The sequence below is a fragment of the Caballeronia sp. LZ043 genome (genome assembly GCF_031451075.1).
GTDB lineage: Bacteria > Pseudomonadota > Gammaproteobacteria > Burkholderiales > Burkholderiaceae > Caballeronia.
Genome location: NZ_JARUXT010000002.1, coordinates 1,407,689 through 1,433,431, shown reverse-complemented (window position 1 = coordinate 1,433,431; position 25,743 = coordinate 1,407,689). Strand labels below are relative to the sequence as shown.

General features: G+C 61.7%; 19 protein-coding genes. 9 read left to right on the top strand and 10 right to left on the bottom strand.

Features of this window, described 5'->3' with window-relative positions; translation table 11 throughout:
- Positions 1-48: 48 nt before the first annotated feature.
- A complete protein-coding gene (locus tag QCE64_RS20125) occupies positions 49-576 on the bottom strand; it encodes an Lrp/AsnC family transcriptional regulator (RefSeq protein ID WP_309932782.1) in 528 nt (175 codons plus the stop codon).
- 176 nt (positions 577-752) lie between these two features.
- Here QCE64_RS20125 and QCE64_RS20120 point away from each other — a divergent pair, with 176 nt between their 5' ends.
- Entirely contained in the window at positions 753-1,769 is a 1,017-nt protein-coding gene (locus tag QCE64_RS20120; RefSeq protein ID WP_310005744.1) for a 1-aminocyclopropane-1-carboxylate deaminase, read from the top strand.
- Positions 1,770-1,775: 6 nt separating this feature from the next.
- On the opposite strand, the gene QCE64_RS20115 is transcribed toward QCE64_RS20120, so the two are convergent.
- The 3 genes from QCE64_RS20115 to QCE64_RS20105 all read right to left on the bottom strand — a co-directional run bounded on the left by QCE64_RS20115 (position 1,776) and on the right by QCE64_RS20105 (position 4,076).
- Positions 1,776-2,660 carry a nucleotidyl transferase AbiEii/AbiGii toxin family protein gene (locus QCE64_RS20115; protein ID WP_309932780.1) on the bottom strand — a complete coding sequence of 295 codons (885 nt, stop codon included), beginning with the start codon at positions 2,658-2,660 and terminating at the stop codon, positions 1,776-1,778.
- Positions 2,638-3,663, bottom strand: coding sequence for a type IV toxin-antitoxin system AbiEi family antitoxin (locus QCE64_RS20110; protein WP_309932778.1), 1,026 nt, complete (start codon positions 3,661-3,663; stop codon positions 2,638-2,640). The genes QCE64_RS20115 and QCE64_RS20110 overlap by 23 nt, the downstream gene beginning before the upstream one ends.
- Before the next feature lie 92 nt (positions 3,664-3,755).
- Positions 3,756-4,076, bottom strand: coding sequence for a pyrimidine/purine nucleoside phosphorylase (locus QCE64_RS20105; protein WP_309922785.1), 321 nt, complete (start codon positions 4,074-4,076; stop codon positions 3,756-3,758).
- Positions 4,077-5,501: 1,425 nt separating this feature from the next.
- On the opposite strand from QCE64_RS20105, the gene QCE64_RS20100 reads away from it, so the two are divergent.
- The 4 genes from QCE64_RS20100 (at position 5,502) to QCE64_RS20085 (ending at position 11,779) form a co-directional block, all read left to right on the top strand.
- Complete coding sequence (locus QCE64_RS20100; protein ID WP_310005742.1) at positions 5,502-6,719, top strand: glycosyltransferase family 4 protein; 1,218 nt, start codon at positions 5,502-5,504, stop codon at positions 6,717-6,719.
- Between the two features lie 1,017 nt (positions 6,720-7,736).
- Entirely contained in the window at positions 7,737-8,906 is a 1,170-nt protein-coding gene (locus tag QCE64_RS20095; protein WP_310005740.1) for a glycosyl hydrolase, read from the top strand.
- 42 nt (positions 8,907-8,948) lie between these two features.
- Positions 8,949-9,107: a hypothetical protein gene (locus QCE64_RS20090; RefSeq protein ID WP_309932773.1), complete on the top strand. Its 159-nt coding sequence runs from the start codon at positions 8,949-8,951 to the stop codon at positions 9,105-9,107.
- 305 nt (positions 9,108-9,412) lie between these two features.
- Entirely contained in the window at positions 9,413-11,779 is a 2,367-nt protein-coding gene (locus QCE64_RS20085) for a polysaccharide biosynthesis tyrosine autokinase (protein WP_310005738.1), read from the top strand.
- A 57-nt stretch (positions 11,780-11,836) separates the two neighbouring features.
- Here the strand turns inward: QCE64_RS20085 and QCE64_RS20080 are convergent, their stop codons facing one another.
- Genes QCE64_RS20080 through QCE64_RS20070 form a run of 3 tightly spaced genes read right to left on the bottom strand, consistent with a single transcriptional unit; the run spans position 11,837 to position 15,748 of the window.
- On the bottom strand, positions 11,837-13,069 hold the full coding sequence (locus QCE64_RS20080) for a glycosyltransferase family 4 protein (protein WP_309922776.1): 1,233 nt from the start codon (positions 13,067-13,069) through the stop codon (positions 11,837-11,839).
- 52 nt (positions 13,070-13,121) lie between these two features.
- Positions 13,122-14,249 carry a glycosyltransferase family 4 protein gene (locus QCE64_RS20075; protein ID WP_310005736.1) on the bottom strand — a complete coding sequence of 376 codons (1,128 nt, stop codon included), beginning with the start codon at positions 14,247-14,249 and terminating at the stop codon, positions 13,122-13,124.
- 32 nt (positions 14,250-14,281) lie between these two features.
- Positions 14,282-15,748 (bottom strand): oligosaccharide flippase family protein, encoded by a 1,467-nt coding sequence (locus QCE64_RS20070; RefSeq protein WP_310005735.1) that lies wholly within the window; start codon positions 15,746-15,748, stop codon positions 14,282-14,284.
- A gap of 469 nt (positions 15,749-16,217) precedes the next feature.
- Between QCE64_RS20070 and QCE64_RS20065 the strand changes: the two genes are divergently transcribed.
- The 3 genes from QCE64_RS20065 to QCE64_RS20055 are packed head-to-tail and all read left to right on the top strand — an operon-like array spanning position 16,218 to position 20,133.
- Positions 16,218-17,531, top strand: coding sequence for a hypothetical protein (locus QCE64_RS20065; protein WP_310005733.1), 1,314 nt, complete (start codon positions 16,218-16,220; stop codon positions 17,529-17,531).
- 8 nt (positions 17,532-17,539) lie between these two features.
- Positions 17,540-19,258 carry a cellulase family glycosylhydrolase gene (locus QCE64_RS20060; protein WP_309922766.1) on the top strand — a complete coding sequence of 573 codons (1,719 nt, stop codon included), beginning with the start codon at positions 17,540-17,542 and terminating at the stop codon, positions 19,256-19,258.
- Positions 19,255-20,133 carry a polysaccharide deacetylase family protein gene (locus QCE64_RS20055; RefSeq protein ID WP_309922764.1) on the top strand — a complete coding sequence of 293 codons (879 nt, stop codon included), beginning with the start codon at positions 19,255-19,257 and terminating at the stop codon, positions 20,131-20,133. The genes QCE64_RS20060 and QCE64_RS20055 overlap by 4 nt, the downstream gene beginning before the upstream one ends.
- 47 nt (positions 20,134-20,180) lie before the next feature.
- Here QCE64_RS20055 and QCE64_RS20050 read toward each other — a convergent pair whose 3' ends face one another.
- Positions 20,181-20,888: a methyltransferase domain-containing protein gene (locus QCE64_RS20050; RefSeq protein WP_309932767.1), complete on the bottom strand. Its 708-nt coding sequence runs from the start codon at positions 20,886-20,888 to the stop codon at positions 20,181-20,183.
- Positions 20,889-21,763: 875 nt separating this feature from the next.
- On the opposite strand from QCE64_RS20050, the gene QCE64_RS20045 reads away from it, so the two are divergent.
- Positions 21,764-22,495, top strand: coding sequence for a Crp/Fnr family transcriptional regulator (locus QCE64_RS20045; RefSeq protein WP_309815229.1), 732 nt, complete (start codon positions 21,764-21,766; stop codon positions 22,493-22,495).
- 114 nt (positions 22,496-22,609) lie between these two features.
- Here QCE64_RS20045 and QCE64_RS20040 read toward each other — a convergent pair whose 3' ends face one another.
- Together QCE64_RS20040 and QCE64_RS20035 are read right to left on the bottom strand one after the other, a co-directional pair.
- Complete coding sequence (locus QCE64_RS20040; RefSeq protein WP_310005731.1) at positions 22,610-23,800, bottom strand: GNAT family N-acetyltransferase; 1,191 nt, start codon at positions 23,798-23,800, stop codon at positions 22,610-22,612.
- A gap of 270 nt (positions 23,801-24,070) precedes the next feature.
- Complete coding sequence (locus tag QCE64_RS20035) at positions 24,071-25,498, bottom strand: MFS transporter (RefSeq protein ID WP_309932765.1); 1,428 nt, start codon at positions 25,496-25,498, stop codon at positions 24,071-24,073.
- Between the last annotated feature and the right edge of the window lie 245 nt (positions 25,499-25,743).

The window sequence follows — 25,743 nt, the reverse complement described above, 5'->3', positions numbered from 1 at the left end:
ATCCTAGCGTAATTTTTCAGCAGGCTGACCGTTGGGCGCGTGGTCGGCTCATGCCGGCCTCGTGCCGGCGGTCTCACCGATAGGAAATGCCGTGGTCGAAAGAATCTCGCGCAACACGACGAAAGTGCGAATCTGCCGCACGCCCGGCAGATAAAGCAGCTTCTCGGCATGCAGGCGGTTGAAGCTGTCGCTGTCGCGCGTGCGGATCAGCATGAAGAAGTCGAACTCTCCGGTCACGACGTGACACTCCATGCAGCCGGGCACCTTCTGCGCGGCTTTCTCGAAGGCATCGAAGGAGTCGGGCGTGGAGCGGTCGAGGATCACGCCGATCACCACCAGCATGCCGGCGTCCAGCGCCTTCGGATCGAGCAGCGCGACCGTGGCGCGGATCAGCCCCGCTTCGCGCAGCCGTTCGACGCGCCGCAAACATGCGGGCGGACTCAGATTGACCTTTTCGGCCAAGGCGACATTCGAGATCGATGCGTCGCGCTGCAATTGCCGCAGGATGGCGCGATCGACCCGGTCGGTCTGATGCGCCGTCAGAAGGGCGTTTGCGGGGGGCGGGGTTTTTTTCATTGCGTTTGAAGTCGCTTAAACACCGTAAAAGTTTGCCATGACGGAAATTGGTGAATGAACGTTAGGAGAAAGCGAATTCTTTTGCAACCCATCCACTGCGAGGATTCTCTAGCATTGTTTCAAGGCAACGCTTCACGCGCGTCGGCCAGAATTCCATCATCAGGAGGATGCTCACCATGAACCTGCAACGTTTTCCCCGCTATCCGCTCACCTTCGGACCGTCGCCCATCCAGCCGCTCAAGCGCCTCTCCGCGCATCTGGGCGGCAAGGTCGAGCTCTACGCCAAGCGCGAAGACTGCAACAGCGGACTGGCGTTCGGCGGCAACAAGACCCGCAAGCTCGAATACCTGATTCCGGAAGCGCTCGCCGAGGGCTGCGACACGCTGGTGTCGATCGGCGGCGTGCAGTCCAACCAGACACGTCAGGTGGCGGCGGTCGCGGCGCATCTCGGCATGAAGTGCATGCTCGTGCAGGAAAACTGGGTCAACTACTCGGATGCGGTCTACGACCGCGTCGGCAATATCCAGATGTCGCGGATGATGGGCGCGGACGTGCGTCTCGTCGCCGATGGTTTCGACATCGGCATCCGCAAAAGCTGGCAGGAGGCGATGGAAAGCGTGCGCGCCGCCGGCGGCAAGCCGTTCCCGGTGCCGGCGGGCTGCTCGGAGCATCCGCTGGGCGGACTGGGTTTCGTCGGCTTCGCGGAAGAAGTGCGCGCGCAGGAAGCGGAACTCGGCTTCAAGTTCGACTACATCGTCGTGTGTTCGGTCACGGGCAGCACGCAGGCCGGCATGGTCGTCGGCTTCGCGGCGGACGGTCGGGCGCGGCGCGTGATCGGCATCGATGCGTCGGCGAAACCCGAACAGACGCACGAGCAGATCCTGCGCATCGCGAAGCACACCGCCGAACTCGTCGACCTGGGCCAGGATCTCACGCGCGAGGACGTCATCCTCGATACGCGCTTCGGCGGCCCCGAATACGGCTTGCCGAACGACGGCACACTCGAAGCCATCCGCCTGTGCGCGCGGCTCGAAGGCGTGCTGACCGATCCCGTCTACGAAGGAAAGTCAATGGACGGCATGATCCAGATGGTGCGCAACGGCGAATTCCCCGAGGGCTCGAAGGTGCTGTACGCGCACCTCGGCGGCGTGCCGGCGCTCAACGCTTACAGCTATCTGTTCCGCAACGGCTGAGTCGCGCTACGGCGCGGTTTCGCTGAAGGCATGGCGGAAGGCGTCGAAGAGGGCGGCGATGCGTTCGCTGGTATCGGCGTCGAAGACCGGAATGCGCGAGCCGAGCATGTGGTCGAGCAGCGGCGGCGCGGGGTCGTCCACGCGCAGGATGGCGAGCAGTTGCGCTCGCACATCGCCGGTCGCGAGCGCCGCCGTATCGCGGCCCAGCAGCGCCGCGCCGGCGATGTCGGGATCGTGGCCGTGACGCTCGACGAGATCGAAGGCATCGTAGTAAAGACGGTCGAGCTGGGCGGCCTGGGCGTAGCGCGCCATCAGGAACAACAGGTCGATGGCGTCCTTGCGGTCGGACGCGTGCCGGTCCTGCCAGGCGACGATCTTCAGCATCGCCTGCGCGGGCAGCGACGCCACCGGCACGATCAGATCCGCGGCAATGCGCACGGGCAGGGCGGCTTCGAGCGCCTGCCGGAAGCCCGCGACATTCATTCGCACCGACTGATCCGGCGGCCACGCAATCTCGCCGTGTTCGTCCTGCACGCCGCCGAAGGGCACGATGTCGAGCCAGGTGCGCTCGCCGGTATGCGGCGCGCTGAAGTCGAGTCGATGCGCCGAGCGTTTCGGCGCGTGAAAATGACCCGAGGCGATCAGCGTGCTGCGCAGCGCGTCGTGGCCGGTCCAGCTCTGGATCGAGATGCCGATGTCCACGTCAGCAGTGGCGCGGATGGCTTCGATGTCGTGCACATGCGTCAGCAACAGGTCTCGCGCGCTCGCGCCGCCGACGAACCACGCAATGCCCGTGGCCCGCGACGCCGCGACGACTTCGCGCAGCATCGCCGCGACCGGTGCGGCGAGCGGACGATGCGGCAGCAGTTCAAGCGGCAAGATAGCGTTCACGCAGCATCCTCGCGGTTTCGAGATTGCGCGGATCGCCGCTCGCCATCAGATCGGCATAGACGAGCAGCGGGGCGACCACGTTCGGCGGCAGTCCCTCCACAGGTGCAAGCTTGACCGGCGCGCGCAGGAACTCGACGTTGCCGGCGGGATCCGGACGCAGCCGCGCCTTCATGAGCCACTCGCGCGGCACGGTCTCCGCGCAGTATGCCGTGACGCTGGCCGGCTTCAGATACTCGGTCAGGATGGCGGCCGCGGGTTCACCGCCGAACTGGCATTGGCCGGGGAGTTCGGGGACATCGCGCCACCAGTCGTTCGAATCGGCACGATAGCGTCCCAGCACGAGCGATTCGCGCAATTGCCGCGGATAGAGTGTGACCCATTCGTCGATCAGCCGTTCGCGATCCGCGAAACGCAGGCCGCCGCCGTCCGGACGTTCGATCAGATCGCGATGTTCGAGCAGCGCACGCACCGCGTTCTGCACGGTGCCGTGACTGACGCCCGCGGTCTGCGCGATATCGCGATAGGCGCGCTCCAGCAGGGAAGGATCGACGAGCAAGGCGAGCGTGACGCGCAGGGTGGATCGGGTCCAGGTTCTGACGCGGCGCGTCCGGCTTTCGGCGACACGCGGGCGCCCCGAAACGATCACGACGCAATTGCCTTCGATGAGACTGGCGTTGCCGGCGAGATCGAGCGCATCGATATCGAGTTCCCGGCATGCCTGGATCATGTTCGGCGAAAGATGGGTGGTGACGAGCGTCAGCCTTTCAGTGTGCGCCGCGGCGGCGACCGTAAGGGCGCTGAACCGGTCGACGGTTTCGCGCACGACCACAAGTCGCCTGAAGCGCATGGCGCCGGCGCGAAATTCGATGGCGGCATCCTGCGGGCTGCCCCTGGGCGTTTTCACGCGGCGCGCCACCAGCCCGGTGGCGTTGCTGAAGGCCGCCGCCGCTGCATCCGCCATGTGCTCGAGATGTTCTCGTCGAGGCTCGACACGCGCTGCCATGAAAGGTCCATTTGTCCAATTTTCAGCAGTGTACACGAAACGTGGACAGACGAAAAAATTGGACAGAGGCACTGCAGCGCGTACGGGAGACGTCAGAGATAACTACAGATGTAGTCGAGCGTTTCAGTGACGTCGATGTCGAAGCGGCTCTTGCCCGGCACCGAGAACGACTCGCCCGCGCCATAGGTTTGCCAATCCTCGCTGCCGTCCAGGCGAATGCGGCAGGAGCCGGCTTGCACTTCCATCAATTCCGGGGCGTCGGTGCCGAAGTTGAGCTGGCCCGGGAGAATCACGCCGAGCGTCTTTTTCGTGCCGTCCGCGAAGAGGACTGTGTGCGATACGCACTTGCCGTCGAAGTAGACGTTGGCGCGTTTGATAACGGAAACCTGGTCGAATTGCGTTGCAGCCGTCATGGCGAAAATCCTCGAAGTCCAACGGGATAAGAATGAAGCACGCAGCATGCATTCGTGCGGTCCGCCATCTTACAGGCTTGCGCCATGTCGGCAGCAATCCTCCGATGAGACTCCTTGATTCGATCTTTGCGGAATGAATGTCCGCTTTGTCGGGCTGGGCAGGAACGCGATCTTCGAATGGAAATCCGCCTTCCCCGTTGTCCGGCTTCATTACGAATGGGCGTGATCGGCTAATAAAGAAAATTCGAAAAACCTCTGACAAAACATGCCTGCCCAAGAATGTGCGCGCTCGCACATTGTTAAGCTTCTTGTCCGAATAGCATTCTTTCCGACGGATAAAAGCGAGAGGGTAATTACATATCGAACGTGCGGTTCAAAAGGTTAGTAAACCGTAACAACGATTGTTCGGACGTAATAATCGCACGATGAAATCGACTGAAGTTTGATCGTCGGTGCGGCTTGCGACGATTCGAGTCAGCGCTTCCATCGGATCAGGAAATCCGATCTTCAGATCAATAACTCAGGATTCCGAACGTGAGAGAGAGGGCCATAAAACCATCGCCACTGCCCGGCGGCGCAAGCGTCGGGAAAGAGTCGCGAACCCTGCCCGCCGTGGCAGGATCGAGCCATTGCGTATCGTCGCCATGCGTTGCGACGATACATCCCGAAAGCCATGCGTCGCACGCCTCCAATCTGTTCGTTGCTGCCGGGCGGCGTTCAAACTGTCGCCGAAAACCCGGTGTCAGGAAGAAGCGCATTCACGGTGTGATCAGCAGGCTATCAATGCCTGGATAAGCTTCACCCACGGAAAGAAAAAGCTTTATTTCCAGACGTCGCTTACAGCTTCGTCGCGGACATATCGATCGTCTTTCCATCCAGAAACAGTGTTTGCCCAATCCGTATCCGGAGATGAGCTTCTTCGGCCTGGCCGATAACGCTCACTCAAAGAGATTCAGTTTTCCTATGGAATGGCAAGTCAGCAATCAGTCAGCTTGATGTCAATTTATCGATCTCAACAATAGACAGATGAATAGTGGAAAACCCAATGTCTTCCCTAACGAATATGCAGGAAAACGAAATTCTTCCAACTCAGACAAATGAAAGAAATATCTGTGTGCGCTATCCCACAGTCCAGTATGGGGCGCGCCATGCAGTATCGAATAAAGGCTCCTCCGGAACCGTGATCCTCTATTCGCGTGATTTTACGTTTGCCAGTTGCCCGTGTGGTCCAAAGGGCTCGCGGGCATTATGTGCATCGAAAGCCGTTCGTGTTCCGCGGGACGTGTAGCTCGTCGCCGAAAACCGAAACACGTTCTTAATTATTAATTCGGAACCCGAACTGGAAGGTTGGAGGGAAACAGATACAAGGCCGTTCAGCAACCCCGCGATTTCTGAAAATAAGTTTTCACCGAATGCGAGGAACGCATGAAAGTTGCCATCGTTCATGATTGGCTCGTCGTTTCCGGCGGTGCCGAAAAAGTGCTCGAGCAGATTGTCAATTGCTTTCCCAAGGCCGATATCTTTACGATCGTCGACTTTCTGAAGGATAGAACCTGTCTGAACGGACGTCCGGTTCGTGCGTCATTCATCCAGAAACTGCCTTTTGCGCGCCGGCAGTACCGCAACTACCTGCCGCTCATGCCGATTGCAATCGAACAGCTGGACCTATCCAGCTATGATCTGGTGATATCGAGTTCTTATGCGGTTGCCAAAGGCGTGATCACCGGACCAAATCAGCTTCATGTGAGTTACGTCCATTCGCCAATACGTTACGCATGGGATCTCCAGCACCAGTATCTGAAAGAAGCCGGCATCAGCAAAGGATTGAAATCCGCGGTCGCGCGCGTATTGCTGCATTACGTTCGCGGTTGGGATGCCCGCACGGCTAATGCAATCGATCACGTCATTGCCAATTCAGGATTTGTCGCGAGGCGAATTCGAAAATTCTATGGACGCGATGCGACGGTGATTTATCCACCGGTCGATGTAAGTCATCTTCCGATGCGGCAAGACAAGGAAGATTTCTACGTCACGGCGTCGCGCTTCGTGCCTTACAAGCGTATCGATCTCATCGTCAAGGCGTTTTCCGAAACACCTGAACGGCGCCTGATTGTCATTGGCGACGGGCCTGAAATGCGCAAAGTGAAAGCGCTTGCGGGTCCCAATGTGCAATTGCTTGGCTACCAGCCTTTCGAGGTCTTGAAAGATCATCTTCAGCGAGCGCGGGCGTTCGTGTTTGCTGCTGAAGAAGATTTCGGCATTTCCGTGGTGGAAGCGCAGGCGTGCGGCACGCCCGTCATCGCGTATGGCAAGGGCGGCGCGCTGGAATCGGTGATTCCGTTGCCGGAGGATCGGCCAACGGGGGTGTTCTTCCCTGAGCAGACGTGGGAGTCGTTGCGCGGTGCCGTGGATTTCTTCGAATGCAATTCGCATTTGTTCAAGCCGGCAAATTGCCGGCACAACGCCGAGCGATTCAGCGCGGAGCAATTCAGGGCGCTGTTCCAGGCGTTCGTGACGACGCGTCTTGCACAGTTTCAGGCGGAGCTGCAGGGATGCCGCCGTAGCAACCGCACTCTGCTGAACGAACCGATTGTGCTTTCGGAACCGGAAATTACACCGCAAGTGTCACATCTGATCGGGTAAAACCATCGGAGCAGGGCAGGTGCAGGAGACCAAGTGCAGCGCCAGCGCAGACTCATTCAAATCGAGCGCATAAAAAACAGTTGGATCGAAACAATCGAACCCAGCCGCTTCGGGTAGTGCAGTTCCCTCCTTTGTCAGTTCAAACCCAAGACGGCCAGACCTGGCCGAACGGTCGGACGTTCCTTTCTCTCGCCCTCCGCGATTCAGTTTTCTCTCCCCGCAGTGCGGATCTCTCCGAACGATCGGATTAAATCGCGCTTTTTCAGCTATTTCTTCATTCCCAAGGCCGGGTATGAATTACCTCTTAATGCTGAAACAATAAAAGCTGATCGGTATAAAAAGGTTATGTCTTTACATAGTACAAAAAGCAAAAAGCACAAGGTTCGGAAGCGGTCTCGGCCTGAAAGCCTGAAATCAACTGCTGATATGAGAAATAAAGATAACTAAGTAGTGAAGGGTACGAAGCGCTAAGCGGAAGGCTACGGACGTCGTCCAGAGCCTTGCCGGGAGCGCTTCAGAAGGGTTTCAATCAAGCCGGAACGAACCTTCCGGCGGCATGTGATAACATCTGAAGAATACCTATGGAGGCCTAATAAAGGGGCCGGGTCGCCCTAAATAGCACGGGCTAACCACTACTTATAATATTATTACAGGTCTTATCATAAGTTACAGCCGGATACATCTCGGTTACGGACTGTAACGGCCAATGGTCAGTATTATTCGGACACCTGCCGTTGTCTTGGCGACTGTATTCGAACGTGTTGGGCACGTTGAACGCCCCGATGCGACATGGGACACGACTAACGCAGTCCCTGATCGTCGCGCCGAATCCTTCTCCATAGCGGATGGCATCGCAAACGTTTGCGCTGCCGGCTTCGCGCCAGGTTCGTAGGCCGGTCGCCGCGCGAACGGTCTTCCTTCGCAGGTCATGCGGTTCTTGATCTTTATCGGGGCACGACTCCCGAGGGTCTCGTTCGCGCGCTGTTTTCAATCCGATAATTGGTCATACGTAATCTCATGAGAAAGCCCGCACTACTCCTCTCATCGCTTGCCATTTCCTCCGTTGTCCTGACCTTGGCCGCATGTGGCGGCGGCTCCGATACCAGCGGCCCCGACGCAGTCGCCAACGCCGCCGATTCGCCGGCAGCCGTGCAGAATCGCGCCCGCAACCACAGCACGACCAAGAGCACCCAGGCAACCGGAACCAATGCCACGCCTTCGGCCGTCACCTGCTCCACGGGCACCCGATCGACGTTCTACGGCATCAACGGCCACCTGAACATGGGCGGCGCTTATTCGAAAAGCAGCTTCGCCACCCAGATTGCGCAAGTGCAGGATCTCGGTTTTGCGCTTTACCGTAACGACGTCATCGATCAATGGGGCGCCAACAACGTCGCTGCGTTTGCAAAGCAGGCCAAAGCCACTTCCGGCCCTTGCGTGACGATTTACCCGACGATCGGACCGAATAACTCGGACTGGGGCAGCAACGAAACCGATGCCTATAACCGCGCCTATGCACTCGGCAAGGCGAGCGCAACCGCGATGAAGGGCTCGGTACCCGTCTATGAAGTCGGTAATGAAATGGAAAACGCGGCGCTGGTCGGCAATGGCGACGGCAACAAGCCTTCCGACTACGACAACACGTGGTTTTCCAAGGGCCGTGGCGTGATTAACGGCACGATCGACGGCATTCGCTCGGTCGATACCACTACGCCGATTATCCTCAGCTCGATCAGCTGGCTGCACTTTGGCTTCGACGACATGCTTCTCGGCGGCACGGGTCCGGATGGCTCGAGCGGCCACCAGATTCCGAAGGTCGACGCAGTCGCGTTCCACTGGTATTCGGACATGGGCGATATTGAAAATGCCTGCGGCGGCACGGGTTGCTATAACGCCCTGCAGAAAATGGCTTCGTATGGAAAGCCGATCTGGCTGACGGAATACGGCGCACGTCCGGAAATGGGTTCGCAGAGCACGATTGCTTCGTATATCGTCGGTAACAAGATGCTGGGCGATTTCGCCACGCTGGCCGCGAAATACAACATCCAGAGCACGGAGTTGTATCAGCTGTATGACGACGCATCGAATGGCGGCGACGGCAATTACGGCGTGATCCAGGACGACGGCAAGACCCAGAAGACCAGCTACGCCAAGGTCAAGGCGTTCATCGCAGCGAATCCGAAGTAAGTTTTAATCGCGCACCGTTCCCTGAGCAAATGCGGCGTGCCCATGCGCGCCGCAGAGAATGATAAAAAGGGAACGGCTGCTCGTCTGCGCAGCCAGGCCACTACCTCCGAACCACCGGATTTTCAATCAGTACATCAACTGAATGAAAAGCTCATCCTCATCGACGGTTCAATCAAAAACCCGGTAATCGTTTCGTCGTAAGTTATGGCGCCGACGGGGTCCGTGCGTTTCGCAACATACGGACTCCATAAGTTGCGCGATGCTTTCGGATGCAATCGTTTGACGAATCGTCTCATGCGTATCGCCCGGCTCATCGAACGATACGTTCAATCTGTTCCCATTCCGGCATGACATTGCATTAAGGAAGTTTCGATGTCATCGGCCGGTGCTTCGATTGCGGCATTCCCGTGCCGCGCATGTTGGTTTCGCAAGCTTCGCTCATCCGCAGGCGACTCGCCGAGCGGGATAACTGTTTCGAAAGGCCGTGTGAACAGGAAAAGACGAACATGGAACAGCGAAGAATCGACGTTGGGCCCGCCTTGATGCGCGCAGGAGATGAAACATGGGCGGCCGCCGCCGAGTTGTCGCGGCTGATTACGGATAACCTCAAAGTCGTCATTCTCATCATTGCCACGGCGGTCGCAGGCGCGGCAATTTACGCCTTCCTCGCCACGCCGACGTATTCCGCGGATGCCGTCCTGCAAGTGGATATGCCCAATCCCAACGGGCTCGGCGTCACGCCGCAATCGCAACAGCAGGCACAGGTGCTCCAGGGAACCCTGCCGACCGACGCCGAGATGCAGATCATCCAGAGCCGCAAGGTGCTCGGCCCGGTGCTGGATGAATACAGGCTGTTCGTTTCGGTGACGCCGAAGAAGATGCCGGTGTTGGGCACCATCACGGAGAAATTCGCGACGCCCGGTACACCCTTGCCCGCTTTCTTCGGTCTGGACTCGTATGCGTGGGGCGGGGAACACGTGGCGATCGATACGCTCGACGTGCCGCCCAAGCTCGAAGACAAGCCGATGATGTTCGCGGCGCTCGAGCACAATCGCTATCGCCTGCAGGATGCGGCGGGCCGTGTGCTGGTGGAAGGCGAGGTGGGCAAGCAGGCCACCGGCAACGGCGTCACGATGCTGGTGACGAGCCTTGATGCGCGGCCCGACACGCGGTTCACGGTCGTGCGCTACAACGAGCTCAACGCCATCGAGCGTTTCTCGCGCCAGTTGCGCGTGACTGAACTGGGCAAGGCTACGGGCGTCGTGCAGATTTCGTATGAGACGAGCGATCCGACGCTGGCCGCTGAAGTCACGAATGCCATCGCGCAGACCTATATCACCTTGCACATCGCGCAGCGTCGGGAGGAAGCCAGCCGGATGCGCGCGTTCGTCGACAGCGAATTGCCGCGCATGCGCGATGAACTGAAGAATGCCGAAGCGGAGCTGAGTCAGTACAAGATCACCGCCGGGTCGATGCAGCCCAGCACCGAATACGCTTCTTATCTTCAGGCATCGATCGACCTGGACCGGCAGATTGCCACGCTCGGCGTCCAGCGTGCGGAACTGCTGAACCACTATGTGCCGGACGCGCGTGAAGTCCGCACCGTCGACAAGCAGATCGAGTTGCTCAAGGCCGCGAAGCAGAAGTTCGAAGCGCGCTTCACCAACCTGCCGACCTCGGAACGCAGGTCCGCGGACCTGACGCGCTCCATGAAGGTTGCCGAAGAGATCTACGTCGCGATGTTGAACAAGTCGAACGAGCTGGCCGTGACGCAGGCCGGCACGATCGGCAACGTGCATATCATCGACAGTGCGCTGCGGCCTTCCGTGCCCATCAAGCCGAAGCGTGCGTTGATGATCCTGATGGCCGCGGTGCTCGGCACGGTTGTCGCGCTGATCTTCCTGTTCGTGCGCCGGCAGGTCTCGTCGGGTGTCGAAGATCCGGATCTCGTCGAACGGCGCCTGCATCTGCCGGTATTCGGCACGGTGCTGTTCAGCAACGAGCAGGCGCGCGTGAACAAGGGCGGCAGCCCGGTTCCGCTGCTTGCGTCGAATGTCATGCCGCGCAGCCACGACGTTCAGACCATGGCCAGCGAGCTCTTCGCGAGACTCAAGTCCACGCCTCGCGAGCCCGTGACCGAGGACGCGGCTGCCGCTTCCGATGCACGCGAAGCCGCGAAGCGTTTCGTGCTGGCGATGCAGTGGCCCGACGACCTCTCGCTGGAAGGCTTGCGCAATGTGCGCACCGCGCTGCAATTCGACATCAGCGATGCGCCCAACAACATCCTCATCATGACGGGCGCGACGCCCGGCACGGGGAAGAGCTTTGTATCGGCGAATCTCGCGGTGCTCCAGGCCGAGACCGGCAAGCGCGTGTTGCTGATCGATGCCGATCTGCGGCGCGGCCATCTTGCCGCGCGCTTCGGTCAGGAGAAGACCAGCGGCATGGCGGAATTGCTGGCGGGAAAGATAGAGTGGGATGAGGCGATCCGCCCGGTCGGCGTGAACAACCTGTCCTTCATTCCGGCCGGCGAGTATCCGTGCAATCCGTCGGAGTTGCTGTCGACGCCGCGCATGCTGGAGTTGCTCAAGCTCTTCAGCTCGACCTACGACCTCGTCATCGTCGATACGCCGCCCATTCTCGCGGCCACCGATGCGAGCATCATTGCCGCTCACGCCGGTTCGACCGTGCTCGTGATTCGTCCGTCCGTGCAGACCCAGCGCGAGTTGCAGGAGACGCTCAAGCGCCTGGACCGTACGGGTGCGCGGGTGGTCGGTGCGATCTTCAATGCGATGCCGCGCCGTCGCAGCGAGAAGCGCAGTTATGACTATGTGAGCTCGTACGCGGCGGCCACGCCGGGGCGCGCGAAGTAACGCCAGGCAAGGGAGCCCGCATCGTGGCTCCCTGCAATGCAAGCGGCGAGTACGTCTTCAGCGCCTGACGGCGGCGATTGCGCTCGTCATCTGAGTCACATAACGATCGAGGGAGAAGTGCCGCTGTGCGTCGTCGCGCGCGCGCTCGGCGAGCCGTTGCCCGAACTCCGGCGCGGCGCGAATCACGCGGATGGCTTCGACCAGCGCTGCGGGATCGCCGGGCTTGACCAGCCAGCCGTTCTCCAGATGCCGGATGATTTCCACGACACCGCCCGCCGCCGACGCAACCACGGGCCGTCCCGCCGCCATGCCTTCCACTATGACGCGGCCGAACGGCTCCGGTTCGGTCGATGTATGGAGGATCACGTCCATGGCCTGCATCCAAGAAGGCATGTCGTGCTGGAAGTTCGCGAAGTGCACTCGATTCGCGACGCCCAAACGTTGCGCGAGTTGCTTGAGACGCGCTTCATACGCGTCTTCGCCGAACAACGCCGCGCCCACCAGCACGAGATTGACTTCGGGCAGACGCGGAAGCGCTTCGATGGCTATGTGCTGACCTTTCCAGGGCGCGAGGCGTCCGAACAAGCCTGCAAGCCACGCATCGCGCGGCAGTCCGAGACGCTCGCGCAGCGCGCCGATATCGCCGGCATCGGTTTGCGCGAAAGCCGACGTATCGATGCCGTTGTGCACGATGGTGATGTCATCGGCGCGCAGTCCGGTCAGCGCCACGAGCGCGTCCGCGCTGGCGCGTGAATTGGCGATGATGCTGTCGACGGCATGACGCGCGATCCACTTGACGAGCATCCGCTGCACGCGCCCGAAGTGATCCGCCGACACGATGTCATGCAGATACCAGACCACCGGCCGCCGATGCAGGCGCGCTCCGAGCGCACCGAGCACGAGCGCTTTCTGCGTGTTGAGAAACAGCACGTCGTGACGGCGCGCCACCTGCGCGATCGAGCGGATCTGCGCGAGGATGGCCGGCAGCGCGCGGATCCAGCCGAGGCGCATGGCTTCCCGGTCGATGCCCGAGACACGTTCGTTGCAGAGCGTCTGCACGCGCACGCCGGCCGCTTCCAGCCGGTTGCGAAACGGCCCTTCGGCAAGCAGCACGACCTCGCCACGCGAAGCACAGGCGGCGGCCAGTGGCAACAAGGCGAACTCCGCGCCGCCCAGTTCGCCGGCCTGATCCACGAACAGCACGGTCCGCGTGCGAGTGTCTTCCGGTGCGGCATCCCGTGCCGTGGGCACAAGGGGAAGGGCTAGTCGATCGAGTTCGGGCGTGTTCATGTTCGTGGCTCGAAGGGTCGGGAGGGCGCGTGCAATACGGCTTCTAAGAAGGTCATCGGCCGGGCATGTCGTGGCCATCGGCGAAGTGCGCGGCTTCCTTCATCGATGGCGTCCGGTGCAGCGCCGCTGCCCCCGCATAGATCTGCATGTATTCGTTGCATACGCGCTGAGCGGAGAAGGCATCGAGGTTCTGCGCTGCGCGCAGTTGCCATGTGCGGCGGCTCTCGTCGTCCAGCAACAGCCGCTCGACGGCGCCCGCCAAGCCGATGCGATCCGAGACCGGAACCATGATGCCGGCCGCGCCTTGATCGAGCGTTTCGGGTATGCCGCCGACGTTCGTCGCCACGATCGCGCAACCGGCCTCGCGCGCTTCCATGATGGCAAGCGACGAAGTCTCGCTGTGCGAAGGCAGCACGAACACGTCGGCCTGGGCGAGATAAGGCCGGGGATCCGCGATATAGCCGAGGAAATGCGCGCTGTCCTTCACGCCGAGTTCCAGCGCGAGCGCTTCGAGCTTCGCGCGGTCCGGCCCATCGCCAACGATATAGAGCTGTGCTTGCTCGACACGCGACTTCAGATGCCGGAACGCGTGCAACAAGTCATGAATGCCCTTGCGTTCATACAATCCCGACACGGTGACGAGGTTCGGCCGATGCAAGGCTGGCACCGGCACGGTCGCGCCTTCACGCTCGAAGCGCGGCGCACCGATGATGCCGTTGCGCACCACGCACAGCCGCGCTTCGGGAATGCCGCGCTGTGCCATCGAGCGGGCCACGGCCTCGCTCACGGCAACCACGCGATCGCCCAGTCCCATCAGGTTCGACGCGCGCTGGAATTCGTTGTGGATCGTCGTGACGAAGGTGTACGGCGTGCGCCCCCGGCCGATGCGCGCCAGTACCGCGCCCGTCATCATGTGCGCGTGGACCACGTCGGGACGCGTCTCCGCGATCACCCTGCGAAAGCCCCACAGCATTGCCGGCACTCGCCACGGCCGCGGACTTTGCGGGAGCGTCAGATGTCGCACGCCGTGTCGTTCGAGAAGCGCCTCGAAGCTCCCGCCGGAAGACGCCACGGCAACCTGATGCCCCGCCTTCGACTGGAGGCAGGCAAGGTCCACCATCACGTTCACGATGCCGTTGCCGATCTTCTCGGCATGATTCGCCAGGTGCACGATCTTCATTGCATTCGACCTCACGTTTGCGGAATGACCGCTCAGGCACTGCGCTTCATGCTCAGCTTCATGAGTACGCCGAGCACCATGTCGCGCAGCGTGGACGACTTGTAGAGCGAGAAGCCGGCGTTGGCCGCGAGCATGAGCAGGCCCGTTGCGGCGAGCAGCGCAAGGCTGCCCACGGTGTTGGCGAGAACCAGGCTCAGGACGAGGAAGACGAGTTGCGAAAGCATGTCGGGCACGACGCGTTTCGCGCCGACACGCGAGAGGAAAATCAGAATCCCGTAATCGACGAAGCCGCGTATGACCACGGTCACGCACGCGCCGAGCAGACCGAAGCTCGATATGGCGATCCACAGGCAACCGACGAAGAACGGCACTTCGATCAGCCCGAGCCGCACGAGGGTCGCGGCGTTCGCCTGCGCCTGCACGAGCACGCGAAGCACGTTGGATTGCCCGACGATCCACGCCGCGAGCACCAGTGTGCGTCCGGCGGGCGACGACACGGCCGACAGGTCATGGCCGATCCACACGTCGAGAAACGGCCCGAGAGCGAAGATCGCGACGATGCCGATCGGCGTGAACAGCGCAGTGAGGAAGCTGAGCGAGTTCTGCACGATCTCGTCAGCGTGTGCGCGCTCGCAGGCGACGAGGCGGGGAAACAGCGTGCGCGTCAGCGAAAGCGGCAGCAGGCTGAGCCGTGAGACCAGGTTCTGCGGCACGGAATAGTAGGTGACGTAGCGCGCGCCCATCACCATGCCGAGGATCACCGTGTCGAGCGTTTCCATGATCGTCGCGATCACGGTGGTGAGCATGATCCAGCCGCCATAGCCGAACAGGTTGCGGATCGTCGACAGGCGCGGGCCCAGCACGCGTTTGATGTGCAGCACGCGCACGGCGGCTACGCCCAGCGCTACGAGCGTGCAGAGCCTGACCAGCGTGATGGTGGCGAGCACGGCGGGCAGGCTGGGACGCGTCAGCAGGACCACGGCAATGGGCAACAACTGCTCGACGAAGGTGCCGACCGTCTGGCTCGTGTTGAGAATCCCGAAGCGCTGCGCGCCTGAAATGGAGGCGACGAATACCGCCGAGAGATTGGCGACCGGAATGCAGAGCGCGAGCCACGGCAACGAATCGTGAAGTTCGCCCTGCAAGGCCGGCGGCAGCGACGTCATGTGATGCACATACAGCAGGGCGGCGCCGTAGATGATCGCGGCGCCCGCGATCCCCGTGCAGAGATTGGTCCACACCGCGCTCCAGAAGACGCGGTCGATGGGAAGCTCGTTATTCGACAGATGCGCGCGGGAGATGCGGTTTTCCGTCGCGATGCCCATGCCGAGATCGAGCATGGCGAAATAGGCGATATACACGCCGACGAGCGCAATGATGCCGTAGCGCTCGAGCCCCAGCAGCCTGATGTAAGTCGGAACCGTGACCAGCGAAACGAAGGTCGGCAGAATCAGTCCCGTGAAATTGATGGCGAAGTTACGAAAGATGGCTTTGTCCATCGCGTCTCCGTGGTACTTCGTCGTATCCCGAATGTCTGCAATCAGCGTCGGGACGAGCCGCTCTGGCAGCCGGTCGAAAAGACAGCGTAGATAAAGTGATTCGTCAGCGCATTCGCTTCGAATAAAAATACTTGGCAATGCTACGTGAGCGACTTTTGGGCTTATGTGCGAGTTCGTACGAAGCGCCGGGAATAGAAAAACAACGTGCAAAGCATGCCGGTTTATTTCTTATGAATTAATTGCGGAATGGCTTTGTCTGAATAATATGAATGCATTCAAGGCTTATCGAAGATTACTGAAACCAGATGGATTCCTGAGCAACGCGCCGTCTTTACATGTCCGCGTGAAACGGGAAATGAGTCGGTGCGAAAACGTACATAGAACCTCTGCTGAATCGCTGTACCCTTAGCCCGCGCAGCCCCGTTCATCGACACGACTCGACTTCACATTCGCTCGCCGGAACGAGGACATGAACCCTACGATCAATCGCTATTTCACCGTCTGGGCGCTGTTCATCCCGATATCGTCGGTGCTGGTGATTCCGTCCATTCAGGGAACCGTTCCAGGTTTCCTGTTCAGCTTTCTTTCTCCGCTCGTCGTGATGCTGGCGGGAGCAAACCTGCGCGCGCGCTATGTCACGACGCTGGCCATGGCGTTTCTGTTATGGCTGTTCTTCTTCTCCGGCAGCCAGCTCGCCGACATGATGGTGGATTACACCATTCGCTTCAAAGGTGTGGTGCTGGTCAATCCGCTCGATCGATCGTTCGTGTTGCGCAATTCGCTCTTCACGCAATCGCTCTATCTGATGGTGATCGTGTTGTTCGGTGTTTTCGTCTCTCTCTTCTACGACAGAAGCTGGGATAAACCCTTTATCGCCGGCGGCGTGCTGATGGCCTTGTTCGGCCTGTATGAATTCGTGTACTTCCTTATCTTCGGCGTGTCCGGCGACGTCATCAGCAACCGGGGCTTCGGCTCCGATCTCGGCACCAACGACGTGATGTCGATCGCCTTCCAGACCGTGGACCTCGCGGGACACACGTTCGCCCGCATCAAGAGCCTGACCGGCGAACCGTCCATGTACGTGTTCTCGATCTTTCCCTATTGGGTGTATGCGCGCACCGTGTCCCGCTCGCCGTGGCCCGCCCGCATCATCGGGCTGTCGCTGGTCCTGACCGTGTCGACGACGGCGCTCGTCGGTCTCCTGTGCTTCGCGGCGGTCAAGGCATCGCGCATGAGGATCGATGTCCTGCGCGTCCTGCTTTCGCTGCTGATTCTCGTGCTGCTGTGCTACGTGTTCCGCAACTACATCGGCGACTTCTTCGAGCACGGCATCATCGACAAGGTGAATGGCCGCAACGACTCCGGCGCCGAACGCTTCGGCAACTTCATGGCGAGCATCGAGTTCTGGGCGTCACTTCCGCTTGCCAATCAGATTGTCGGCGTGGGCTTCGGCTATATCCGCTCCACCGACATGGCGTCCACGCTGCTGGTCAACAATGGCATTCTTGGCGTCGCGCTCTTCAGCTGGCTGTTCCTTTATCCCGCCTTCAGGCTCGACAGCTCCGAACGGTCGCAGGCGCTGCGCATCTCGCTGATTGCCGTCTTCGTGATGATGATGATGTCGGTTCCCGAGTTCGCCTATCTCGCGCCCTGGGCGTTCGTCGGCATGGCGTATCACAGGCTGCGCGAATACCGGTTCGCGGGAACGTCCTTCGACATGAGCCCGCCTCAGGCCGCGCCGCCCGTCGTGGCCCGGCACGCCGGGCAGGGATCGCGCTCATGAGGAGGGCGGTGGCAGGCTGGCGGAACGTGGTGCTGCGCGTGATCGCGGCATGGATGTGCGCGCTCGTCGCCCTGAGCGCGCAGGCGGCGGACGCCGATATCAGCTTCACCGTGCAGAACCCCGTCCAGGGCTTGCTCAGCCAGGGGGCGGGCAAGAAGAGCATCCGGTTGGCCATCGACGGCAATCAGGCGCTGACCGGCACGCACCTGGCGCTGAGCCTGCGTGGCTATCAGGAAGATGGCGTGCCGGTGCTGACGCCCATTGCATCGTGGCGGCAGATGGTGGGAAGCGTGCTGCTGTCCGCCGTGGTGACCGTGCAGGCCGATCTGCCCGCGGTGGGCTTCTATCAGCTGGACGTGCAACTGCTTTCACCGAATGGCGCCACGCTCGCGCGTCGGCAGATCAATCTCGCCGCGCTGCCGCACCGGACCACGCTGGGTCCGGCGGACTTCGGCGTGGGCGCGAACTTCGACCAGGGCGACAACGCGCCGGCCACGCTGCTGTCCATCATCAAGTCGGCCGGCTTCTCGTGGATTCGCGGCGAGCTGACGTGGGACACCATCGAGAAAAAGCCCGGTGTGTTCATGTTTCCTGCGCAATTCGATGAGTCGATGAAACTCGCGCATGAAATGGGGCTGACCACGCTCGTGCTGCTGGACTACGGCAATCCGGTCGCTTACCCCGAGCTGTTCAAGGAGAAGCTCAGCTTCCCGATGACCGCCGCCGCACGCGATGCGTTTGCCCGTTATGCCGATGCCATGGTCAAGCGCTACAAGGGGAAGGTCAATTACTGGGAAGTCTGGAACGAGCCGCGCCTGATCCTGATCGGCTACTCGCCTTATGTGGAGTTGCTGAAGCGCGTCTATCCGGTCATCAAGCAGGCGGATCGGCAGGCGGGCGTGATTGCCTGCGGAGGCGAATGGGGCGGCGTTCCCGTCGATGCCTGCTTCAACGCGATCCGCGCAGCCGGCGCCATCGACTACAACGACGGCTTCAGCATTCATCCTTATATGTATCCGGCCGCGCCCGAGGTGGGCTTCGACGGGGACAAGTCGCCGGTCAAGCCCGTCAGCATGATGACCATCTGGCCTTATCTGAGCGGTCTGACGGCGAAGAACCGTCCCAGCGACGGCCGGCGCCTGCAGGTGTGGGTGACGGAAATCGGCTGGCCGAGCGCGCCGGTGTCGAAGCAGCAGAACGAGACGAAGCAGGCCGCGTACTTTCTCCGCACCTATCTTCTGACGCGCCGCTTCAACACGGCGCGAGGGGTCTGCTGGTACGACCTGGTGGACGACGGCACCGACCCCGACGACCGGGAAAACAACTTCGGCCTGGTGCGCGCCGATCTCTCGCCGAAGCCGGCGTTCGCCGCTGCCGCCGTGTGGTCTGCGACGCTGGGCGATCGCGCCTGGAGCAAGGCATGGGTCGATAGCGCCGACATCAAGGTCTATCAATATGGTGGCGGCACCGGCAACGACAGCCCGGTGATCAGCGGATGGTCGGTGGCGAAGCGCGACTCGGTGCATCTGGCGCTGCCGGCGGGCGATTACGTGCAACGCAACTGGGACGGCCGCGAGACGGCGGTCACGGTCGCGGACAAAGGCCTCGACTGGCCGGTCGGGCCCTTGCCGCGCTATCTGTTGCCGAAGCAGCCGCAACAGCCAGGACATCAGGACCAGGAACAGAAGCATCGACCCGCATTGATGAGCGAGGAGAACAGGCGATGAACCCGAAGAGGATGGTGCGCGAGCTGATGGCGCGTTCGCTGTTATGGAGCGGCGCGTGCGCGATGGTGCGGAGGACGTTCTGGCGCGACAAGGTCGCGATCCTGCTGTATCACGACCCGAGTCCGGAATCGCTGGACCGGCATCTCAGCTATCTCGCGACGATCTGCGAGATCATCCCGCTGGCGGAGATCGACCGGCCGTCGAACGGCAGGCCGCGCGCGGTCATCACCATCGACGACGGCAATGCGGGCAACGCGAAGCTGCTGCCTGTGTTCAGGAAACACAACGTGCGCCCGACGATCTTCGTGTGCAGCGGCGTGGTGGCGAATCAGCGGCAATTCTGGTGGCAGCACGAGGGCGCGGCGCGCGAGGGCGTCGCGCGGCTCAGGCGGCTGTCGAATGCGGAACGCCTGTCGCGGCTGCGCGCACATGGCTTCTCGCCGCTCGCGGAAGGCCATGCAAGCGCATTGACGGCGGAAGACATCGCCGCGATGAAACCGTGGGTGGACTTCCAGTCGCATACGCGCTTTCACCCGGTGCTGCCGTGCTGCGACGACGCCGAATGCGAGGTCGAGATCAGCGCGGCCCGTCAGGAAGTCGAACGCCTGGTGGGCGCGGACTGCCTGCACTTCGCGTATCCGAACGGACGCTACGGCAAGCGCGAGATCGCGTATTTGCGGGCGGCGGGGTATCGGACGGCGCGAACCTGCGATGTCGGCTGGAACGATCAGCGGACCGACCGCTTTTCGCTGAAGGCCATCCCGGTGGACGACGAAGCGTCGATTCCATGGTTCGCCGCCAAGCTCTCGGGCATCCCGCTGTTCCTGCGCTACATGGCGAGCGGCAGCTTCAACGGCAAGATGCCGCAGATGTGACGGGTGAAGTGAAGGCGCGCGTCACTCGCGCGCCTTCCAGACAGCACTCAGCGCGTTGATTTGCACAGCGCCATCATCGAGACGCCGCCCAGGACGTCGGCGACCAGCGCCGCGCTGATCATCGAGAGCGCGAGCCGGGGCGCCACGGCGAGCGCTGAACGCACCGTCACGCCCGTCTTGAGCCGCTGCATGAAGGCCAGGGGCAATTGATCGTCGATGATCCCAAAGCCGCTGTCTTCGAGCGTGGCCCGCGCGCTGCGCGTCGAGAAGTAGTGCAGGTGGCCCACGGACTTGCGCAGGTCCAGGTAACCGCGCGTCAGCAACGAGGCGACGTTCATGTCCAGCGGGATATTGAACAGCCAGTAATTCGCCTTGGGACGCGCCGTGCGCAGGAAGCCGAGATAGTCGTCGACGTGCTCGAAGACATCGAACATGATGCCCAGGTCGACGTGCTGATCGATGTCCTGGAGCTCGGTCACGCGAAACTCAAGATTGGGGTGGCGGAATTCGTTCTTCGCGTCGGCGATCGACTGCGGCGAGATGTCGATGCCCAGCGTCGGCACCTTGTATTCCTGCGCCAGCAGGGCGGTTCCTTTGCCGCCGCCACATCCTACGTCCAGGATGGACTCCGGCTTGATGCCGTTCTTGCTCAGGATCCGCACGGCATTGCTGAACTTGTACTCCGCGTCCTGATCGTGCGAGGACTTGTTGCCGGTCCAATACTCTCCGCTTTCATAGAAGTTCGCATTCGACATTCCAGTCTCCAGACGTTCCGCTTGCGCGGGAAGCTGTTTGATCGAGGGACAGCGATCGACGCACGGTCGACCGGCGCGGGGAGGATGAATGAAAGTGCCGGTCGAGCATGCCTCCCGCTTTCGACGCCGTCCGTGCGCCATCGAACGGAGTTCTTGTCGGAGGATATGCGTGGCGGTAAATCTGCCGGAAAGCGCGTCCAGCAAGGCGCTGCGGGCCATCGGTGCAAGCGTCGGTCCGCCTGAAACACGCAATCGTGTACGCAATGCAACATTTTTTGACGAACCTTGCGTTCGGTGTGAGCGGCCGGTGGCTCCGTGCACGAAACGAAATGAAATCCGCCCGGGCCCCGCCGCACAAGGCTCCCGGAACTCAGTGCGGCGACGCAGTCGGAATCTCCCCTCCAAACGGTATCCACGAATGCAACGTTTTTCGCAAAACGCTTGTTACGTCGTGAAAGGGGCTCCGGCATTCGCAATCGAGCCCGGCGGCAATTCTTGCCGGTGCCTTGATCCACCGCCTGACGGGCCATTCAGCAGACGAAAACGTTAGCGCGTTGCGGGGGTCTGTGCGCTTACGGTATGAACGTCACTGTTCACGTCTGAATCATTTTTGTTCGGCCCCTGTTCGCGCATTCGGGCGTCGGGACGCAAACACACACAGACCCCATACAGAACGTGGCCTGGCACACCTCTCGCTAATGTATGACCAAGCACGAAGGCCGCCGCGATCCAAAACCACAAGAAGCAGCGGCGGCCAAGTGCAACGGGGCTGGTCACAGCGGCTTCGACGATCGACACAGAATTGATCGCGAAGCCGCTGGGGGCCAGAAAAAAATCAGGCGCAAAGAAGCGCACAGAGAAAAGAGCATAAGAACATGTTGACACTTCAATCGGATCTGCACGGCAATCACCTGTTGGGCGCGCTTCCGGCGCAAGAATGGCAGGCCATCGCGCCGCATCTCGAACTCGTCCAGTTGCGCACCGAGCAACTCCTCTGCGACTCGGGCCAGCGCATTCATCACGTGTATTTCCCGACGACGGCAATCATCTCGCTGCTCCACACGATGGAAGACGGCGGTTCGGTCGAAGTCGCGGCAGTCGGACGCGAAGGCATGTCCGGCGTGCCGGTCCTGACCGGCGGCGACACGATGCCTACGCGCGTGCAGGTCCAGTGCTCCGGCTTCGCGTATCGCATGAGCGCGGGCGCACTGCGCGAGCACTTCGGCCGCTCCGACTTCCTGCGCCGCGTGATGCTGCTGTATATGCAAGCCCTCCTGACGCAAGTCGCACAGACGGCTGCGTGCAATCGTCACCACTCGCTGTCGAAGCAACTGTGCCGCTGGCTCCTGATCCAGACGGACCGCACCCCGTCGGACCAGCTGCGCGTGACGCAACAGATGATCGCGGACATGCTCGGCGTGCGTCGCGAAGGCGTGACCGAAGCCGCCGGCAAGCTGCATGACGCGGGCCTGATTCATCACAGCCGCGGCTGCATCAAGGTGCTGGACCGCGCGGGCCTGGAAGAGCGTGCGTGCGAATGCTACGGCATCGTCAAGCGCGAATTCGACCGGATGCTGCCGCGTCGTCAGGTCGAAGCGCTGGTGTAAGCATGAGAGACCGTGACGGAGCGGCGCAGGCCGCTCGCGTCATCGGTGGATGAAGCGGATCCGTCCGTCGTAGAGCATTGAAGCCGGCAAAGAAGCAAGCGCGCCCCGCTCAGTTCACTTCCCAAGATTCTCCATCGTCGCCGTGCCGTCGGGCCCTTCGCCTGCGCGTGCCGTCGCGCCGCGCGTAGCGGGCATGCCCTTGAGCCACAGGTACAGATCGCGCAGCGCTCGCACGATGCCGTGGCCGATCACGCCCCACGCCGAATTGCCGATCTGCATCGACCACGCATAGCTGCGGTTGCCACGGCCCCAGTAGGTCTTGAAGCGCTCCGAGCCGACGCCGAAGTCGATGTCGTAGTGCTGCTCCAGCGCCCACTTCACCGCGTGTTCCCACGCCACCGCGCCGGCGCCGAACTTGCCGTAGGCCGGATCGAAACTGGCGATCACCGCGTTGGCGAGCGGATTGCCGTGACTCATGATGGATACGGCAATCGGCTGGTCGCCGAGCATGACGGCAATCAGACGCGCAGGCGGTTCGCCCGTGGGAAAGCCGCCGGGCTTGGTCAGCGTCGCCATCAGGTAGGTCTGGTAATGCGACGAGAACAGCCACACGCCCTGCTTGCCGGTGCGCTCGCCCCACTGGCGCTTCCACGCGAGCATCGCGCGCACGCATTGATCGATCGTGCTTACATCGGACGGCTCGATCATCCGCACGCGCAGGTCACCTTCCTTCGCGAGACGCCGTTCCAGCTGCCCGGGCTTCTTGCCGTTCATGGTGCCGAGCGATCGGCAGTACGTGGCCCAGTCGGTTTCGTCGCGCAGCTGCGCGACCCATGACTCGTGGCGCGAACGTCCCAGCACGTGCCGTTCGCGCAGCGCGATGCGATGCAGCTCGGAACCTTCGTTCACATACGGCAGATGCACGAAGTCCGCCTTGCATTTCGCGCAGGCGAGGCGCCACGCCGCTTCGATCATGCCCGCTGCGCGCGGTCCGTCCTCGACGAGCACGCTGGTGTAGTCGGCGGCATCCGGGCTGAGCGGCAGCAGATAGGTCCAGAGAAAGCGCCGCCACGAAACGAGCGGCCAGACGAGCCGCAGTTCGCCGTTCTCGCGCAGCACGATGCAATGCAACTTCCTTCCCTGAGCAGCGGCGACGTGCCGCCAGGCGAGCAGGCAGATGTCGAAGCGCTGGAAATACCGTCCGTTTGCCTTGAGCCAGAGCGCATTCCATTCGCGTTCGAGCGCGAGGAAACCCTGTTCGTCGCAAACCACTTCAAGTCGTGTTTGGTCGTGATGGTCGTTCATTGAATCCCCGAGACCCGCTGCGCGGGCGCGACTGCGCCCGTCACGGATGCTCCGGCGGCGGACGTCTCGCTCGCGTCCTTTCCGCCAGTTCATGCCTTTTACGAATTTACTCGGGGTGACGGCGACTTGTCGGCCAACTATCAGTGCTTTTCACGCAGAAAGCGAAAGATAATGGCATTTTGTCTTTGGAATAAACGAATTTACGCAATTATTCGTAAGCTTTTGTTTTTCTCTGCGTAATGCGTTGGTAAAGAGAGATGTCGCATGCCGTCAGGCGCCGGCATGCGCACCGCGCAGATGAATGCCGAGCGCGCGCCGTGCGCTCAATGCGAGCAACACACAGGACAGCGCGTTGAAGAGGAACAGCCCGCTCGGGCCGACGACCGTCATCAGCGACGACGCCAGCGCCGGGCCCGCCATGCCGCCGAACGAGAACAGCGCGAGCAGCGTCGCGGAAATGGCCACCCGATGATGCGGCTCGGTCCGGTCCTGCACGTGCGACACGATCAGGCCGTACTGCGTGAAAGTGACCGCTACATAGGCGAGCGTCGCGCACCAGGTGACCACGCGCACGTCGATGCAGAACAGCACGAGGCTCAGCGTCGCCGAGATCGATGCGGTGATGTACACCAGGCGACGCCGGTCGAAGCGATCGGAGAGGCGGCCCATCGGCCATTGCGGCACGAGTGCGCCAATCAATGCAACGCCCATGAAGGTCGCGAGCTCGCTCGTCGAGAAGCCGGCGCGTTGGAGGTAGACCGGCATCATCGCGTAGAAGGCGCTGTAGATGAAACCCGCGAGCACGCAGCCCGGCACGGCGAGCGGCGCGGCGGCCATCATGTCGCGCACGCTTTCCCGCCAGGTTCGCGCCGGTACGCGGTGCAGGGATTCGTCGGCAACCTTGACGGGCCAGCCTTCGAGCAGCGTCACCGGCATCACGGCCGCCGCGAACAGCGCGGCCGCGATCGAGAATTGCTGGCCGCCCATGCCCGCGCCGAAGTTCAGCAGGAACTGCCCGCTGCCCACCGCGAGATAGTTGATGGCCGCATACGTGCCGAAGACCTGTCCGCGCTTCTCGTTCTCGACCGTACCGTTGAGCCAGCTTTCGATCGACACATACAGGCCCATGAAGGCGAAGCCGGTCAGCAGGCGCACGAGCGCGAGCGTCCACGGCGATTGCGCGGCGCCGAACGCGAGCGCGAGGATCGATGCCGCCGCCGAGTACGCGACGAACGTCCGGTGCTGTCCGATGCGGTCGATGAGCCTGCGGTTGACCATCGCGCCGAGGATGAAGCCGGCGTAGTAACACGACTGAACCAGACCGATCACGATGGTCGGATAGCCGGACTGCATGATGCGCAACGGAATCAGCGTCTGGAACAGGCCATTGCCGACGATCAGCAGCGCATAGCTGATGAGCAGCCCTGCGAGCGCGCGATAGCTGCTGCCCGCGCCGGGCGGATGCACATGCGGTGCGGCCTCGGGAGGCGCGGGTGCGGCGGGCGGCGTCTGCCGGCCAAACAGCGCGGCTTCGGTGAGCGGCCCGGTGCGCGTGACGGCGGGCGCTTCCGGTTCCTGGCTCGTGTCGTTCTGTGCTGCGCTTTCTGCTTCGCTTGCTGTCTCTTCCTGTGTTCCGTGCGGCGGCTCTGCGGCATCGCCCGCCGGATCTCGTGCGATTGCGTCTTCAGCTTTTGACATGACACCCTTGAAGTTCGCTATCGGGCGGCCCTCGTCTTCGGGTGACAGGACTCGCCCGCGCTTGCTCGTGCTTGCTCGTTGTTGCTATTAAGCGCTCAGACAAGAATGGTAACCGGCTCCGCCGCTGTCGATGGCGTCATTTGCTTCTTGTTACCGTGGGCGGTTTTCTGTACCCCACTGTATCCGCCCGATCCGCCGACACAGTGCGTTGCACGCGCCGCGCGTCTCGACACACGGCGGATACG